Source organism: Nitrosospira sp. Nsp2 (assembly GCF_003050965.1).
In the GTDB taxonomy this organism is placed as follows: Bacteria; Pseudomonadota; Gammaproteobacteria; order Burkholderiales; family Nitrosomonadaceae; genus Nitrosospira.
Genome location: NZ_QAOU01000001.1, coordinates 585,182 through 600,875 on the forward strand (window position 1 = coordinate 585,182; position 15,694 = coordinate 600,875).

Here is a 15,694-nt window from a genome sequence, read left to right on the forward strand (position 1 = left end):
ACTCCTCTTGAATAATTATGCTACGCTTCGGCATGCTTGTCACAGCTGCGCTTATTGCAACCAGGAAATGACTGGACACCTCGCAAGAAAATAACAACCCACGTGAGTTCTTTAAGCCAATTTCCAGCTGGCGCGGGGTTCCTGTCGCCATGTTCTCTATCAGGGTCACCGGCAGGTTACGCGTCCAGTACAGCGAACCGGAATGCCATACGGTTTTCCGTCGCAGCTGCGCCGCTCAACGGTGGTGCCGAGATCGCTCCGCTCATGAGTCATTTATCTTCGGCTGACATCCCGTCGGAAAGCTTTGAGATGATCTTTGTGATCGACCGTTCAGGCGGGGAAGCGGTGGGGCGGGTTCGCGCCAGGGAAAAACGCGCGCATGTGCGCCTGGTGAAATGCGGGGAAAAGCCCGATCACGCGCATCCTGTTCTGGCAATTTCGCATCAATGGCTCTTCCGCAACGCCCGATGAATCGCGCGGGAGATACCGTTATAGCCAGTGCCGGCAGCCGCCGCTTCGCAGTGGTCGCGTTGTTGGGTGCGGTAGTTGACGTGTTGCTGTTTCTTTTGCTCACCAGTCTGGGGGCAGGGCTGGCGTTGGCTCATATCCTGAGCTTTCTCCCGGCAGCCGCGATCAATTACTCTCTACTCCCGAAATGGTCGCAGCAGGGCGCCCGCGTTCGCTGGTCGCAATTCGGGCGCTTCACGCTGACCAGCATGCTTGCCTTATCGATGCGCGGCGGCGTATTGGCATTATTTGTCTATGTCTGGCAAACGCCCGCATTTATAGCCATTGTTCCGGCCGTCGCCGTGACTGCTGTCATCCTTTATTTTGGCTCCAACTTCTACGTACTCTCCGCGGGTTCGGGTTCCACTTCGGTCGAGTCACGCTGGCGCGTCGCCTCTTTCGGGATTGTCGCGTTTGCGGTGTTATTACGACTGATCTATATGGGCGTGGCGCAACTGATTCCCGACGAGGCATACTATTGGAACTATGCGCAGCACATGGACCTGAGCTTTTTCGATCACCCGCCGATGGTTGCGTGGCTGATCTGGCTGGGGACTTCCATATTCGGCGATAATGAGTTTGGCGTTCGAATCGGCGCCTTCGTATGTGGACTGGTCGCGATGGCGTACCTGTATGCGCTGGCAAGTAACCTGTACGATAAGTCGACAGGCATTCGAGCCGTTCTGCTGCTCGCTGTGCTGCCGCTGGGTTTTGTAACGGCGGCGCTCATGACACCAGATCCACCTCTGGTCGCTGCCTGGGCCGCCACACTGTATTACATGGAACGAGCGTTGCTGGCTGATAGACGTTCGGCCTGGCTGGGCATGGGGATCGCGTTCGGTCTCGGAATTCTCTCTAAATACACCCTGGGTCTCCTCGGGCTCGCGGCGCTTGTATTCGTCATTCTCGACCCCGGTTCACGCCGCTGGTTCCGCCGCCCTCATCCTTATCTGGCCGCATCCCTCGCATTGCTGCTGTTTTCGCCCGTGATTATATGGAATGTGGAAAATGGCTGGGCATCGATCCTGTTCCAGTCGCAGCGGGCAACGGGAATAGGCAACCAATTTTCATTGCATTGGTTGTTCATTCATATGTTACTGGTGCTGACGCCGGTCGCTTTTGTCGCTGCCTGCCTTGCCTTATTGGGACGAGACCATTCCCAAAGCCCGGGTATGCGGCGGCGGCGCCTGTTCATGAGGGTGTTCGCGCTAGTGCCGCTCGCAACTTTTTTTTCGCTCAGCTTGTTCGGGGCGCCCAAATTTCACTGGACGGCGCCCGTATGGCTTGCGGTCTTACCCGCGATGGCGTGGATGATTGGGCAGCCTGGCAATTGGCGGGGTATCGGCCGCTGGGTGTTAGCAGCCTGGAAACCGACCATTGCGGTTTGCCTGCTTTTCTATGCGGTTGCGTTGCATTATGTTGCCCTCGGGGTCCCAGGGGTTCCCTATATGGGCTTCACGGAACACTACTTCTGGCGTGAAGCAACCCCTGAGGTCGAGAAGCTGGCGGAAGAGATTCAGCGTCAGACCGGTCAAAAACCCGTCGTGGTGGGCATGAGTAAGTGGTCTGTTTCCGCTGCGTTGTCCTTTTACGGCCAAAAGTCAAACCCAATGGAGATACGTGCGCGCAATATGTTTCATCAAAGCGCCGCGATGTACGATTTCTGGTACCCATCCGAACCGGCAACAACCCGGCCTATCCTTCTGGTAGGCATGAAACCCCACCAGCTCGAGCATGATGTGCACGGTGTGGACAACATCACACCGTCGCTGGTCCGACCCGGCCCAACACAGGAGCTGGTCATTTACAAGGACGATAGGCCACTGCGACGCATCTACTATCGCGTGGCGTACGGCTACAATCCTGTTTGAATATAGGGTTTGCCGCTGGGCGATATTCGGATTTCAGCGACAAAAAAGGAAAGGGGCCGTTTTGTGGAACACAATCTTGCCACGGCCCCCTATGATCCTTATCGAAATCGTTTATGGCCCAGCTTAGGCACGATGCCGGACGCTTCCTTAACGTGCTACATTCCTGTCTTATTCAGCCGACGTGACATTGATCTTCTTGGGCTGAACCGCTTCCCGTTTGGGAATGACAATTTCAAGCACTCCATTATTTGATTTCGCTGATATCGCATCAGGATTCGCGGTATCGGGCAAGCTGAAGCGACGGTAAAACGAGCCATAGGTCCGCTCGACCCGCTTATAGCCTTCCCTTTCGGTTTTGGCTTCAGTTTTCTTTTCCCCCTTGATCGTCAAAACCCCGTCTTCCATGCTGATGTCGATTTCTTCAGGTTTTACGCCGGGAAGATCGGCCTGTATTAGGAATTTATCGGGATCTTCCTTGATATCGACAGCAGGCGCCCACTCCGCGGTAGCCGTCGATCCGTCGCCATTGGAGCCTTCGCGGGCGCGGTCCAGTTCTTTATGCAATTGATGCAATAAGCTCCAGGGTTCATAACGTGTAATAGGCACATTCCCTCCTGTGTCGGTGGTTGAAATAATTAAATTGCATTCATTCCTCAATATAGAGGCATTTGAATTTTTTTCAACCAAACCTCGGCAACGGGAATACAAATGTTCAGGCCGAGGCATCCGAGGCAGAGACGGTGACGCCATTCCCGGGGTCCGGCAGGGGGAAGTGGCTGATCTGGCAACCGGCAGGTATTATTCGAAGCAACGTCCGAGTCTCACGCGCTCGGCGGAGCACTTGTGCACAGGTTTCCTTTTAGTTCCCTAAGGGCAACTCCCCGCTGCTCATTCCAATACCCGCGATATCTCGTACTGCTTTAACAAATTTGCTGTTTTCGTGCAGCTCGACGATGGACTCAGGGTGGGGGTGCCCATGCATGCGGGCCAGGCGAACGAGGCTGATGGCAGGGATATCCCAGCGTAACTCCGCGAGCAAGGTAGCGGCAGCTTCCGGATTGTTGCATATCAGCACCATGTCACAACCTGCCTGCAGTGCGCTTTCGGCGCGTTGCAAGACATTTCCCGCAATTGCTGCGCCTTCCATGTTCAGGTCATCGCTGAAAATACATCCTTCAAACCCCAGCTCGTCGCGAAGTATTTTTTTTAACCAAACCCCGGAAAATCCGGCCGGGCGAATATCCACTTCCGGGTAAATCACATGCGCGGGCATAATGCCGATCAGCCCGAGCTCGATCATTTTGCGGAATGGAACCATGTCGTTCATTTCAATATCGGTGTAAGCGCGTCGATCAACCGGCAGTTCAAAATGGGAATCAGCCTGGATGCAGCCGTGCCCTGGAAAATGTTTTCCCACTGCGTTCATGCCGCCCGACTTCAGCCCTGACATCAGGCTATGCGCGAGCTCGGCTATCACTTCGGGTTGGCGATGAATGGCACGATCACCGATGACGCAACTCGTGCCGTAGTCCATATCCAGAACCGGGGTGAAGCTGAAATCCACACCCGCCGCGCGCAATTCGGCCGCCAGCACGTAACCTGTCTGGCGCGCGAGGTGGCGCGCCTGCCCCGGATGTTCATCCCAGATTCTTCCCAGTTCCCGCATTGGAGGCAGTCGGGTGAAGTCGGTACGGAAACGCTGTACTCTGCCGCCTTCATGATCGACGGCAATAAGCAGCGGTGGCGTCCGAAGCGAGTGAATCTCGGCAGTCAGTTGCGTAAGCTGCGCGAGAGACGAGTAATTGCGGGTGAACAGGATCACGCCGCCAACCGCAGGGTGCAGAAGTTTTCTCTTATCGGCGGCAGTGAGTTTCGTGCCTTCGAGATCGAGCATGATGGGACCGAGCGTCATGATGTTATTTTTCTAATATGACAAATGCACAGGCAAGGTTCAACTCGTCGCTGATTGAGAGATGATGACTGGTGATGCCCGCATTCCTGACCAGTGAGTTCAATTCCGGGTGGAAGGTGAAATAAGGTTTCCCCAGAGGATCGTGGCTGATCTGGATTTTATTCAAGCTCACGGGATAGCGCATACCGGTCCCGATGGCCTTGGAGAGGGCTTCCTTGGCGGCAAATCGCTTGGCGAGAAACATGGCTGGCTGGCCGCTCTTCAAATATTCGGGCCATTCCTCGTCGGAGAGCAGACGTTTGGCGAAGCGCTCCCCGTACTTCTCCAGCAGCCTTGCGATGCGCGATGGTTCGACCAGGTCCGTTCCGATTCCATAAATCATTTGCAGGCTTCCACCATCAGGTTTTTCATTTCCCGTACAGCCTGTTGGAACCCCACGAACAAAGCATGCGCTACAATGGCATGGCCGATATTGAGCTCGGATATGCCGGGGATGCCTGCAATGGCCTGGACATTCTGGTAATGCAGCCCATGCCCGGCATGGACCGCCAACCCCCGGGCAAGACCCTCGCGGACGGCGGCCCGGACGCGCGTCAGCTCATTTTGTTGCTCGTCCGCAGTTGGCGCATCGGCGTAATGGCCTGTGTGTATTTCGATAGCTGGAGCGCCCGCATGCGCCGCCGCCTCGATCTGTGCCGGATCGGCATCGATAAACAGCGATACGCGAATCCCGGCGGCTGCCAGCTTCCGGCACGCCCGCTGCACGGAGTCGAAGTAGCGCAGCACGTCGAGTCCGCCCTCCGTCGTCAGTTCTTCGCGCCGTTCCGGCACCAGGCAAACGTCCTGGGGTTTGATACGCAGGGCGAAGTCCGTCATCTCATCGGTTACCGCGCTTTCAAGATTCATGCGGGTTTTTATCAAACCCCGCAGGGTCTCAACGTCGCTGTCCTGTATGTGGCGGCGGTCTTCGCGCAAGTGCAGCGTAATGGCATCCGCGCCGGCTGATTCGGCGACCAGTGCCGCTTCTACCGGGTCCGGGTAACGTGTAAGCCGAGCTTGTCGCAGCGTCGCGACGTGATCAATATTGACACCAAGTCTTATCATGTTTCATTAGTAACTGTAGTTGCGGCACCTGCCGGAATAGTCTGTGGCGGGCATTTGCGGATGATAACGTATGTCGCGACTCGGCGCTTGCCCTCCGCAGGTGCGGGGGGTTCCATCCAATGTATTCAAGTGGGTCCGCGTTACAAATCGACAGGCGCGCCGACCTGCGATGACGGTCAAGGAAGCATCGGCATTGCGTTTTGAACGGGTTAAACCTGGGGGCGGTCGGTCACTCCGCGCCACGGTATCCGCACTATGGCGAGCCCGACCCGCAAAAACTGACTATACTAGTACAGTTTTGTGTTCGACGATAAGGCCGACCTGCAGGTATCCACATTTCCCGTAGCCAAGATTTCCGCGTGGAGGGTTCCTACCTCGCGCAATTTGCGCAATTCGCGTGTGCAGGGGGGGGCGTATCATGTTGCTACAAGCTGGAGTCGTATGAATGCATGCAGGAAGAAGGCAAGCCGGACAAGCGGACCCGCGCGTCTTCTTCACCACTGAACGTACCCTTCCGGCATCGGTACGCACCGGGCGTACAATAATCGCCTTGGGTTGTATCATGGCCAGATTTGGTCTGTTTCTGAACCTCACGGCAGCGGCCCCTGACGCTCATGAGGCTGCTCCGCCCCATTGTGCTTCCAGCGCGCTTGGCGCCATATTTTTGTCTTCGCCGGTTCTGTGGTCGTCCTGGGGGGCTTTTTATAATCATCTGCTTTATGTACGCGCTCGTCCACCAGGGGCTATTTCCCGATTGGCCATTCCATGGCTGCCGCATTGCTTTCTTTAACGGTTGCCATGGTGGGGATTCTGCTGGGGGCATACCTGATATTCACACAAGTATTATCTATACTTGCGATAGGTGGCAAGCCGTTACGATGCCGGTCGGAGTCGCTTGAGCAAATGCCCCACTGCCACATCATGATGGGCCACTGTCGCATGGGAAAGTGCAATAGACTCGCAATCCGGGGCATGAAGACCTAGGCATAATGCGCAATTTCATGTGAGTTGAATAGATAATCATTTAGACGGGGAAGAACCAATGATATCGCCCATAAAACGAATCGTCGTCGGTACCGATATGTCCGCCATGGCGGCTCGCGCCGAAGCGCGCGCCGCCATGCTTGCGCATGAGCTGGGTTGCGAATCGCTGGACCTGCTGCATGTCATCGATAGACTGGCGCTTGAATCGCTGCGTCACCTGGCCGAGCCTCTCGTGGATACCGAGCAGCACTTGATGGATTCCTCTCGCCGCCAGCTGGCCGAGGTTGAACGCAGGCTGTCCGATAGCTACGGGATCAGGGTAATGACGATGACCTTGAATGTGGGGCGCGCGCATAACGAAATCGCTCACTACGCCAGGTTGCTAAAAGCTGGGCTGGTGGTGCTCGGTGCTCACGGTGGCGGGTTGGTGCGCGAACTTTTTGTGGGTTCGACCGTCGACAAGGTGTTGCGCACGTTGCCTTGCCCGTTACTAATCGTCCGGCACGAGCCTCAGGCGCCTTATCAACGGATACTAATTGCGGTGGATTTTTCGGAGTTGTCGCGGCGAGCGTTGGAGATGGCAAGGAATATTGCGCCGCACGCAAGCGCCACCGTCCTGCACGCGTTTGAGGTTCCGCTGGTAACCAGATTACAACTCGATCCCGAAAAGATACAGGCTTATCGCGCTGAGTTGAGTGCCCGCAAAAGCGATGAGATGCTGGAACTTGTCTCCAGTTCGAGTAACGACGGCGTTGCGTGGAATCACGTGGTGGAGCCGGGGGCTCCAGCCGATGTTATCCTGAAAAAAGCGCAAGCGCTGGAAGCTGATCTGATCATTATTGGCAAGCACGGCGAGGCCGGATGGGAAGATATGCTGCCTGGCGGTGTCACAAAGCAGGTCATCCAGTATGCGCCTTGCGACGTACTCGTGGTAGAACCGGTTGAGCCCGCGGGCGCTTCGCAATAGCAATAGGAGGTCAAAGATGGAAATGGGGGTAATCGTTTTGCGTGACCCCGGACGCTGTCACCGTTGAAAGCCATTCAAAACTGATGAAAATCCCAAAGAGAATCGAGCCGCTGGTCCAGGATGGTCTTGTGGATGAGGTCATCCGCCAGTTGATGAGCGGCAAGGAGGCCACCGTCTACGTTGTGCGCTGCGGGGAAGAGATTCGCTGTGCGAAAGTGTACAAGGAGGCGAATAAGCGCGGTTTCCGCCAAAGCGTGGATTACACCGAAGGCCGCAAAGTAAAAAACAGCCGACGCGCGCGAGCCATGGAGAAAGGAAGCCGCTATGGTCGCGAAGCGCAGGAAGAGGCCTGGCAAAATGCCGAAGTGGATGCCTTGTACCGGCTCGCCTCAGCCGGAGTGCGGGTGCCCCAGCCGTATAACTTTCATGCAGGGGTGCTGCTGATGGAACTGGTGGTTGACAGCGAGGGCAACGCGGCGCCCCGTCTCAATGATCTGGTGCTTACGGCAGAGCTGTCTCGCGAATACCATGACATTTTGATCAGGCAGGTTGTGCGTATGCTCTGCGCCGGAATTGTCCACGGCGATCTTTCCCGGTATAACGTTCTGGTCGACGTGGCAGGGCCCGTGATTATCGACCTTCCCCAGGCAGTTGACGCAGCCGCTAATAACCAGGCCCGTCAAATGCTGCTGCGGGATGTCGAAAACCTGGCTACCTATTTCGGCCAATTTGCGCCTGAGTTGCGGTCCACCAACTACGGCATGGAGATCTGGTCACTCTACCAGAGCAGTAAGCTGCATCCGGAGACGGCTTTAACTGGATACTTCGAGCGCACCGAGAACCCTGTCGACATGAAAAGCGTCATGCGTGAAATTAACGACACGCTCAAGGAAGAAGAAGCGCGGCAACTTTATCGTACGTCGCGTTAGCTGCCAAACTCCACCCTGCCCGACCTGCGCACACCCCCGCTAGCAGTCGAATAGAAAACCATCTATCAGGCTTTCCGCCCCGCTTGTAAGGGAGCACTTACTTGATGCGCGGCAACGCCGGCCCAGCAGTGTCCCGCGAGCTCTGGCAGAAGCGTTTTCAACGCATATGTCTGCCTACAGGGCGCTAGCTCATTATCGCGCCGTACCCGTCGGTCGTGGATTGCCGTGTGTCCGGAACCCTGAAATTCTCACCCTATTTATACCTGTAAGAACTTACAGCTATTCAGAAATCACCCACCGTTATCTAATGGGGTACGAGGAAAAATGATGAATCGGGCGGCCGCGCACAAGCGGAGCCTCCTGAATGAACTGCCGCCCCGTGGCCGTCGTGTATCTGCCGACCTTCACGGTAGTTCAGTTGTATACCGTATCAAAACTACCGGTTTTGGACTGATGCACCACGCCAGCAGCAGACAAGAACCGGGCAAACACCAAGCCGAACCGGATCACTCATTTCCTGTCGGAAAAATAAGAAAAAGCGCCGCTTGCCTTGAAAATTAGCTGCTGCGCGGAAGGAGAGCCATGACAATCCGGAAATTGAGTTTTATCTTTTACTTTGTAACAGGCGTGCTGATCTCGCTGCTTACGATCTTTATCGTACTCCGCGTCCTTGAGATTCGGAACCTGGATGATGCGCTGAATATTCGTTACGCTTCTTTTCTTGCTGCAGGTGAGTTGCGCCAGTCCTCCGATGATTTGACGCGCATGGCGCGCACCTATGTGGCGACCGGCGATCCGAAGTTCGAGCAGTTCTACTGGGACGTCCTGGCAATCCGCAACGGCCAGAAGCCGCGTCCACTGCGCTACGAGCGCGGTTACTGGGATCTGGTTCTGGGGGATCGGGACTTTGAATCCCAGCCAAGCGAAGGCCTGCCGCTAAGAGCGCAGTTGGAACAGTTCGGATTTACCGCGGCGGAGCTTACAAAATTTGACGAGGCCGAAACCAAATCAAACCAGTTGGTGGAGCTGGAGCGCAAGGCGTTCAATGCGATGAAAGGGTTGACGGAGAGTCCTGCCGATTCCGGTTACATCCAGGCCGAGGCCGACCCTGATTTGGCGCGCCGCCTCTTGCACGACGAGCGCTACCACATTGCTAAGGCCGGCATCCTGCGCTCGGTAAACGAATTCTACGAGTTGATGGACCGGCGCTTGCTGGAGGCAGTAGTCGTTGCCGAGCGCCGGGCGGGCCTCTATATTTCAGGCGTTTTCATCACGCTCATTTGCCTCATTGTCTGGTTGGGGCTTTCTTACCGGATCGTGCGCCGAAAGGTGGAGAATCTGGTGCAGCTTGAAGAAGAAACCCGGCATATCGGGGAGGCGGACTACGACTCGGCGTTGGAGATTGACTCAAATGATGAGATAGGACATCTGTCCCACGCCTTTATTGCGGCCCAAACTGAGCGGGACCGCTATTTTAACCAGTCGCTCAACTTTCTGGGTATTTCCGACTTCGAGGGTCGCTTCAAGCGACTAAACCCCGCCTGTGCCAGGGTTTCCGGCTATTCGCTGGAGGAACTGCTATCCAAGCCATTCATGGATTTCATTTTTCCCAGTTCACGCCCGATGTTCTCGGCAGCGATGGACAGTGTAATCACGGGCACACCCGTTTCGTTCGAATGCCAAATGTGCTGCAAGGATGGTTCTTCCCGCTGGGTGTTGTGGAATATGGCCGCTACCCGAGACGTGCGCGAATTGTACTTTTCAGGCCAGGACATTACGGCGAGAAAGAACATCGAGACCGAGCTGCTAAACGCCCGCCAAGCAGCTGAGGCGGCCAACCGGGCGAAAAGCGAATTTCTGGCAAACATGAGTCACGAGATCCGCACTCCCATGAACGGGGTGCTTGGCACGGTTGGCCTGCTCTTGAATACGCCATTAACCGCGGCACAGCGCGAGTTGGCCAGCCTGGCGCGAGCAAGCGGCGAGACTTTGCTCACCATTATCAATGACATTCTGGATTTCTCCAAAATCGAGGCAGGCAAGCTCACCATTTCACCCATCCATTTTGACTTGCTTCAGACTGTTGAAGAAGTGGGGAGCATGATCGCCATGCAGCCGACCAGAAAAAAAGACGTCAACGTTATCGTGCGCTACCCGCCGGATGTCCCGCGATACGTATTCGGAGACAAAGGACGCATCCGCCAGATACTGACGAACCTGACCAATAATGCCATCAAGTTCACGGAAAAGGGGCACGTGCTCATCGATGTCGAGACCGACGAATTAAGCGACGACGAGGTCTCGCTTCGTATTAGCGTCGAAGATAGCGGACTGGGAATCGCTGCTGGCAAACTGGAGACCCTTTTCGACAAATTTACACAGGCGGATTCTTCCACCACGCGCCGTTACGGCGGTACCGGCCTCGGTCTGGCTATCAGCAAGCAACTGGTAAAATTGATGGGTGGCACCATTGCCGCGAAGAGCCGCGTCGGCATTGGATCCACGTTCTGGTTTACCCTGCGCCTGCCGTTACAGAAGGAGCCACCGGTCCCCGCTGCCCCGCGCGTCGACCTGGCACGTGTTCGCGTGCTGATCGTGGATGATAACTCGGCCAACCGCCTCGTATTGCAAGAGCAGCTTCGCGGCTGGAAAATGCGCATCGGCAGCTGCGCAACAGCCGGGGAAGCGCTCAGGGCGTTGCGCGACGCTTCCGCTGCGGACAACCCGTACCAGATTGCCATCCTCGATTTCCAGATGCCGGAGATGGATGGAGAAATGTTGGGCCGGGCCATTAAAGCGGACCCGCGTCTGCGCGACATCCAGTTGGTGATGCTCAGTTCGCTGGGACAGGAAGGGGACGTCAGGGAGCGGCTCAAGAAAATCGGCTTTGCGGCTTATCTGGTCAAACCCGCGCGCCAATCCGAGTTAATGTCGACCCTCGTGGATATTTGGGATGCGCACTGTCGCAAGCAGCCGTTGGATCTGATCAGTGACGCGTCATCTTTGGCTGCCGTTCCCGAGGTCCTGACGGCCCATAGTCCGGATTATTCGTTTGCCGGCGCCCGTGTGCTGCTTGCGGAGGACAACGCCGTAAACCAGATCGTATGTGCGACGATGCTGCGGAATCTGGGCTGTGAGGTGGATGTTGCTGCCAATGGCCGGGAAGCAACGGATCTGGTGAGGCGCTTCCGCTACGATGTTGTCTTCATGGATTGCGAAATGCCCCAGATGGACGGTTATGAGGCCACTGCCGCGATCCGCCGGCAGCCCGACGGCAAGCATATTCCCATTATAGCCGTTACTGCGCAGGTGATGCAGGGCGATCAGGAACGCTGCCTGAACGCCGGCATGGACGATTACATCAGCAAGCCGGTCAAACAGGAGGACTTCGCCACTGCATTATATCGTTGGGTGTCAGATAAAACCGCGGAACGGAAGAATGATACACAACACCGACCAGAAGTGCATGGAAGCGCAGTCAGCCCTGATGCCACGGAAACTGCCTCATCCTCTGGTGACCCGGCTTCATCGGGCATTTCCGCCGCCCTCGATCCCGGAACAATCGCCCGCTTGCGCGCGCTGGCGGAAGCATCCGAACCCTCTCTGATGGATCAGATATTTACGGCGTTTGTGATCGATAGCGTCGAACGTATTCGCGCTTTGCGGAAGGCGTCAGGCGAGCGCGATTCCGAGTTGATGCGCAAGGCCGCGCACGCGCTCAGAGGCGCGAGCGCGAACGTGGGAGCATTGCACATGGCCGCTATCACCCAACAGCTGGAGTGCTCCGGAGATGACGCAGACATGAGTTGGACCGCAGCACTGATCGACCAACTTGAAGGCGAATTTGAAAGGGTACTAGGCGGAATTGCCGAGCTTAAAATTCACCCGGGTGGTTCACCCCCCGGGAAAACCCCACCATAAAGATACCCTATTATGAAGATTCTTATTGCGGAAGACGATACGACCTCGCGGCTTTTATTCAGCGCCACGCTGAAGAGTTTAGGACATCACGTAACGGCGGTTGAGGATGGCCACGAGGCTTGGGAAGCGTGGCGGCAGGACGATTATCCTCTACTCATCTCTGACTGGATGATGCCCAACGTGGACGGTCTGGAGCTGTGCAGAATGGTCCGGGCGGAGCCCAGCCTGCAGTATACTTATGTCATACTCCTCACAGCGATGGACAGCAAGGGCAGTTACCTTGAGGGCATGGATGCGGGCGCCGATGATTTCATTACCAAGCCCTTTGACGAAGAGCTCCTGGCGGCCCGCCTCCGGGTAGCGGAACGAATACTCGGGCTGCATAAAAAGCTGCATATCGAAGCCACGCATGACCGTTTGACCGGGGTATGGAACCGGGCGGCAATCGTAGACTATCTGCAGCGGGCGCTGCAACGCGCGGCACGGCAAAATTCCTGCATCGGCGTGATAGTGGGTGACCTCGATCACTTCAAGAGCATTAACGATACGCTCGGGCATGCTGCCGGCGACAAGGTATTGCAGGAGGCGGCACGGCGCATGGAGCTTGCACTGCGACCCGATGACCGTATCGGACGCTATGGCGGCGAGGAATTCCTCATTGCGGTATCCGGCTGTGACTGGAGCCAGACCTTGATGCTGGCCGAAAGAATCCGCCGTACCATCGGCACGGCGCCCGTTATGAGCGAAACTGGAGAAATTCCAATCACGGTGAGCTTGGGCGTGGCGATGAGCGGCGGCGCGGGTGGAGACGCCGGACGTCTCATTGCTGCTGCTGACGAGGCGCTTTATCGGGCAAAAAAAGCGGGTCGTAACCGGGTCGAATATGCCGGCAGGACGTCATGACAACCACTATCCCCTCCAACGGGTAATCGCCTCGCAAGCGGTTGGCCGGCTGTAATTTGCATCAGCCTATCGTGCCTTGGCACGCCTTATAATTGATGTAGCTCCTTCAGCAACTGCCGCGTGTACAGCGGTTGATCCCCGAGATAATAATTGAGGATGTAGCGCATCAGGGTCTTGCTTTGCTGCCGGGTCAGGGCGTCGGAGTAATCGCCTCGCTCCATATCCAGAAGCGTTTTTCCGAGGATCGCGAGACCGTGCGCAGGGTTTCCGTCATGCAGCGGTCCGCGCTCGATTTCATAAGAGTATTCCCGGTTCGGCTCGATGGGTTTGCCGGATGCAACATCGTGATTAAGCGTCAACGCATACCCCAGTTCCTGCAACATGCGTTGTTCGAAGCCGCGCAATATGGGAATATAATCACCAAGGGTACTCAGCTCAGCCAGCGCCTTCTGGTAATACTCGAACAGATGCTCGTGAGGATCATTGCGATGCAACAACCGCACCAGCAGTTCATTGAGGTAAAATCCGCAAATCAGCCCCGTACCGTGCAACGGCCGCTGGCCCCCCTGCCATTCGGCTTTATACAAGGTTCTCAGTTCCGACTTTCCCCCCCAGCTGAGCAGCAATGGCTGGAATGCACGCAGCACACCCCGAAGCGCGGATTTGGGACGCTTGGCACCTTTCGCCACCAGCGGTACCCGCCCGAAATTCCGCGTGAAAGTTTCGACGAGGAGACTGGTCTCCAGGTAGGGATAGGTGTGCAACACAAATGCAGGCTGGTCGTTTTGGCGCAGCTTATCAACGCTCACGCGCTATTCGTCCGTGACAACTTTTACTCATATCCGAGACTTCTGAGCGTTCGGGCGTCGTCAGCCCAGCCGCTTTTTACCTTTACCCAGACCTGGAGATACACTTTGCCGCCGAAGCTTTCCTCCATATCCTTACGCGCCGCGGTGGCGATCAGTTTGAGTTTTTCTCCACCCTTGCCAATAACGATCGCTTTTTGATTCGGCTTGTCCACGAGGATCGATAAGTGAATTTGGCGCAGTCCGCCTTCCATTTGGAATCGGTCAACGACAACGCTGGTGGAGTAGGGGATTTCGTCGCCCAACAGACGAAACAGTTTTTCGCGGACCAGTTCCGCGGCCATGAAACGTTCGTCCCGGTCGGTGACGTCATTTTCGGCGAAAAAGGGCGGATTCAGGGGAAGACGGGACCGGATCGTGCTGATCAGCTCCGGAAGTTGTGTTCCCTGTTCCGCGCACACCGGAACCATCTCCGCGAAGGGGAACGCCTTTGCCATTTTGTCCAGAAAGGGCAGCAGCTGGGATTTATCGGTGACGCGATCAATCTTGTTGATGGCGAGAATCACGGGCCGATTTGCTGGCAGAAGCTTTATTACCAGCTTGTCGCGGTTATCGAAATGCATCGCCTCAATTACAAACACCACCACGTCGACATCGCGGATACTTTGGGTAACCACGCGATTCATCGCGCTGTTCAGGCGATTCGTGTGTTGTGACTGGAAGCCGGGTGTATCGACGAAAATGAGTTGGGACTCCGCATCCGTCAGAATGCCGGTGATGCGATGGCGAGTGGTTTGCGGCTTCTTGGATGTAATACTGATTTTCTGCCCGACCATCCGGTTGAGCAGGGTCGATTTGCCGACATTGGGCTGCCCGACAATGGCAACGTAGCCGCAGCGGTAATCGGAATGACGAGTATGATCCAGAGGGTCGTCCGTCATCGCAGCCGGTCATCCATGAAAGCCCCCAACATTATCCCGATGTAAACGGAAGAGGTGCGGCCGTTATTTTCGGGGCGCCTTTTGGTCATGCCGATTTGGCCAGCACTACGCTCCGCGGAGGACTTGTTCAAGGGTTTTTTAATCATCCTGTGGATAAAACTGTTCATAGGCCTGTTTCGCGGCTTCCTGCTCCGCGCGCCGGCGGGAGGCGCCTTCACCCACCGTGCGCATGCTCGGCTTCGCAATGATGCATTCCACTGTGAAACGCTGCTGGTGAGCCTCGCCCGAGGTGGCTATAACCGAATATTGGGGCAGCGCCAGCCTGCGGCTCTGGAGATATTCCTGTAAAAGGGTTTTAGGATCTTTTCCCAACGTGCGCTCGTCCAGGTTTTGCAGCAAGGGGGTAAAGAGGGCCACGACCACTTTCTCGGCTGCTGCAAAACCGCTGTCGAGATAGATGGCGCCAAGCACCGCCTCCAATGCGTCGGCGAGCGTCGAAGGCCGCCGGTCACCGCCGGTTTTAAGTTCCCCTTCGCCAAATCTGATCAGCTTTCCGAGTTCAAGCATGTGCGCGACGTTGGCGAGCGCCTGCTGATTAACCAGATTGGCGCGAACCCGCGAGAGATTGCCTTCTGTAAGATGGGGAAAATGGCGGAATATCAAGCCCGCGACCGCGCAGTTGAGCACGCTGTCGCCGAGGAACTCCAGCCGCTCGTTGTGAGGAAGACTGTGGCTGCGGTGAGTCAATGCCTGGCGCAGCAACCCGGGATCATCGAATGTGTACCCGATTCTCCGGCAAAACTCCTCATGGTTCATATCCTTAAGTTTACCTGCAATTCACCTCTGAAC

General features: G+C 56.2%; 13 protein-coding genes. 6 read left to right on the forward strand and 7 right to left on the reverse strand.

Going from position 1 to position 15,694, the window contains the following annotated elements:
* Positions 1–264: 264 nt before the first annotated feature.
* A complete protein-coding gene (locus tag C8R31_RS16410) occupies positions 265–471 on the forward strand; it encodes a hypothetical protein (protein WP_258192500.1) in 207 nt (68 codons plus the stop codon).
* Positions 468–2,378, forward strand: a complete 1,911-nt coding sequence (locus C8R31_RS02590; RefSeq protein ID WP_258192501.1) for a glycosyltransferase family 39 protein — start codon at positions 468–470, stop codon at positions 2,376–2,378. Before C8R31_RS16410 ends, C8R31_RS02590 begins: the two co-directional genes overlap by 4 nt.
* A 168-nt stretch (positions 2,379–2,546) precedes the next feature.
* Here C8R31_RS02590 and C8R31_RS02595 read toward each other — a convergent pair whose 3' ends face one another.
* The 4 genes from C8R31_RS02595 to pdxJ form a co-directional block, all read right to left on the reverse strand.
* Entirely contained in the window at positions 2,547–2,984 is a 438-nt protein-coding gene (locus C8R31_RS02595; protein WP_107692492.1) for an Hsp20/alpha crystallin family protein, read from the reverse strand.
* 253 nt (positions 2,985–3,237) lie between these two features.
* On the reverse strand, positions 3,238–4,290 hold the full coding sequence (gene nagZ, locus C8R31_RS02600; RefSeq protein ID WP_107692493.1) for a beta-N-acetylhexosaminidase: 1,053 nt from the start codon (positions 4,288–4,290) through the stop codon (positions 3,238–3,240).
* A 4-nt stretch (positions 4,291–4,294) separates the two neighbouring features.
* On the reverse strand, positions 4,295–4,672 hold the full coding sequence (acpS, locus tag C8R31_RS02605) for a holo-ACP synthase (RefSeq protein WP_107692494.1): 378 nt from the start codon (positions 4,670–4,672) through the stop codon (positions 4,295–4,297).
* Positions 4,669–5,394, reverse strand: coding sequence for a pyridoxine 5'-phosphate synthase (gene pdxJ, locus C8R31_RS02610; RefSeq protein WP_107692495.1), 726 nt, complete (start codon positions 5,392–5,394; stop codon positions 4,669–4,671). Before pdxJ ends, acpS begins: the two co-directional genes overlap by 4 nt.
* A 1,042-nt stretch (positions 5,395–6,436) precedes the next feature.
* Between pdxJ and C8R31_RS02615 the strand changes: the two genes are divergently transcribed.
* From C8R31_RS02615 to C8R31_RS02635, 4 genes are all read left to right on the forward strand, one after another.
* The gene (locus tag C8R31_RS02615) at positions 6,437–7,345 is read left to right on the forward strand and encodes a universal stress protein (RefSeq protein WP_258192502.1); all 909 of its coding nucleotides are present in this window, start codon (positions 6,437–6,439) and stop codon (positions 7,343–7,345) included.
* 83 nt (positions 7,346–7,428) lie between these two features.
* Complete coding sequence (locus C8R31_RS02620; protein WP_107692809.1) at positions 7,429–8,274, forward strand: PA4780 family RIO1-like protein kinase; 846 nt, start codon at positions 7,429–7,431, stop codon at positions 8,272–8,274.
* Positions 8,275–8,856: 582 nt separating this feature from the next.
* Positions 8,857–12,195, forward strand: coding sequence for a response regulator (locus tag C8R31_RS02630; RefSeq protein ID WP_107692497.1), 3,339 nt, complete (start codon positions 8,857–8,859; stop codon positions 12,193–12,195).
* A gap of 12 nt (positions 12,196–12,207) precedes the next feature.
* Positions 12,208–13,098, forward strand: coding sequence for a diguanylate cyclase (locus C8R31_RS02635; RefSeq protein ID WP_107692498.1), 891 nt, complete (start codon positions 12,208–12,210; stop codon positions 13,096–13,098).
* Positions 13,099–13,184: 86 nt separating this feature from the next.
* Here C8R31_RS02635 and recO read toward each other — a convergent pair whose 3' ends face one another.
* The 3 genes from recO to rnc all read right to left on the reverse strand — a co-directional run bounded on the left by recO (position 13,185) and on the right by rnc (position 15,661).
* Positions 13,185–13,907, reverse strand: a complete 723-nt coding sequence (recO, locus tag C8R31_RS02640; RefSeq protein WP_107692499.1) for a DNA repair protein RecO — start codon at positions 13,905–13,907, stop codon at positions 13,185–13,187.
* 23 nt (positions 13,908–13,930) lie between these two features.
* The gene (gene era, locus C8R31_RS02645) at positions 13,931–14,845 is read right to left on the reverse strand and encodes a GTPase Era (protein ID WP_107692500.1); all 915 of its coding nucleotides are present in this window, start codon (positions 14,843–14,845) and stop codon (positions 13,931–13,933) included.
* 138 nt (positions 14,846–14,983) lie between these two features.
* Positions 14,984–15,661 (reverse strand): ribonuclease III, encoded by a 678-nt coding sequence (gene rnc, locus C8R31_RS02650; RefSeq protein ID WP_181320357.1) that lies wholly within the window; start codon positions 15,659–15,661, stop codon positions 14,984–14,986.
* Positions 15,662–15,694 lie beyond the last annotated feature (33 nt).

Coding starts and splice junctions, on each gene's coding strand:
- C8R31_RS02635 (WP_107692498.1), top strand. CDS start 12,208: ATGAAGATTCTTATTGCGGAAGACGATACGACCTCGCGGCTTTTATTC.
- C8R31_RS02615 (WP_258192502.1), top strand. CDS start 6,437: ATGATATCGCCCATAAAACGAATCGTCGTCGGTACCGATATGTCCGCC.
- acpS (WP_107692494.1), bottom strand. CDS start 4,672: ATGATTTATGGAATCGGAACGGACCTGGTCGAACCATCGCGCATCGCA.
- C8R31_RS16410 (WP_258192500.1), top strand. CDS start 265: ATGAGTCATTTATCTTCGGCTGACATCCCGTCGGAAAGCTTTGAGATG.
- pdxJ (WP_107692495.1), bottom strand. CDS start 5,394: ATGATAAGACTTGGTGTCAATATTGATCACGTCGCGACGCTGCGACAA.
- era (WP_107692500.1), bottom strand. CDS start 14,845: ATGACGGACGACCCTCTGGATCATACTCGTCATTCCGATTACCGCTGC.
- C8R31_RS02620 (WP_107692809.1), top strand. CDS start 7,429: ATGAAAATCCCAAAGAGAATCGAGCCGCTGGTCCAGGATGGTCTTGTG.
- nagZ (WP_107692493.1), bottom strand. CDS start 4,290: ATGACGCTCGGTCCCATCATGCTCGATCTCGAAGGCACGAAACTCACT.
- C8R31_RS02630 (WP_107692497.1), top strand. CDS start 8,857: ATGACAATCCGGAAATTGAGTTTTATCTTTTACTTTGTAACAGGCGTG.
- rnc (WP_181320357.1), bottom strand. CDS start 15,661: ATGAACCATGAGGAGTTTTGCCGGAGAATCGGGTACACATTCGATGAT.
- C8R31_RS02590 (WP_258192501.1), top strand. CDS start 468: ATGAATCGCGCGGGAGATACCGTTATAGCCAGTGCCGGCAGCCGCCGC.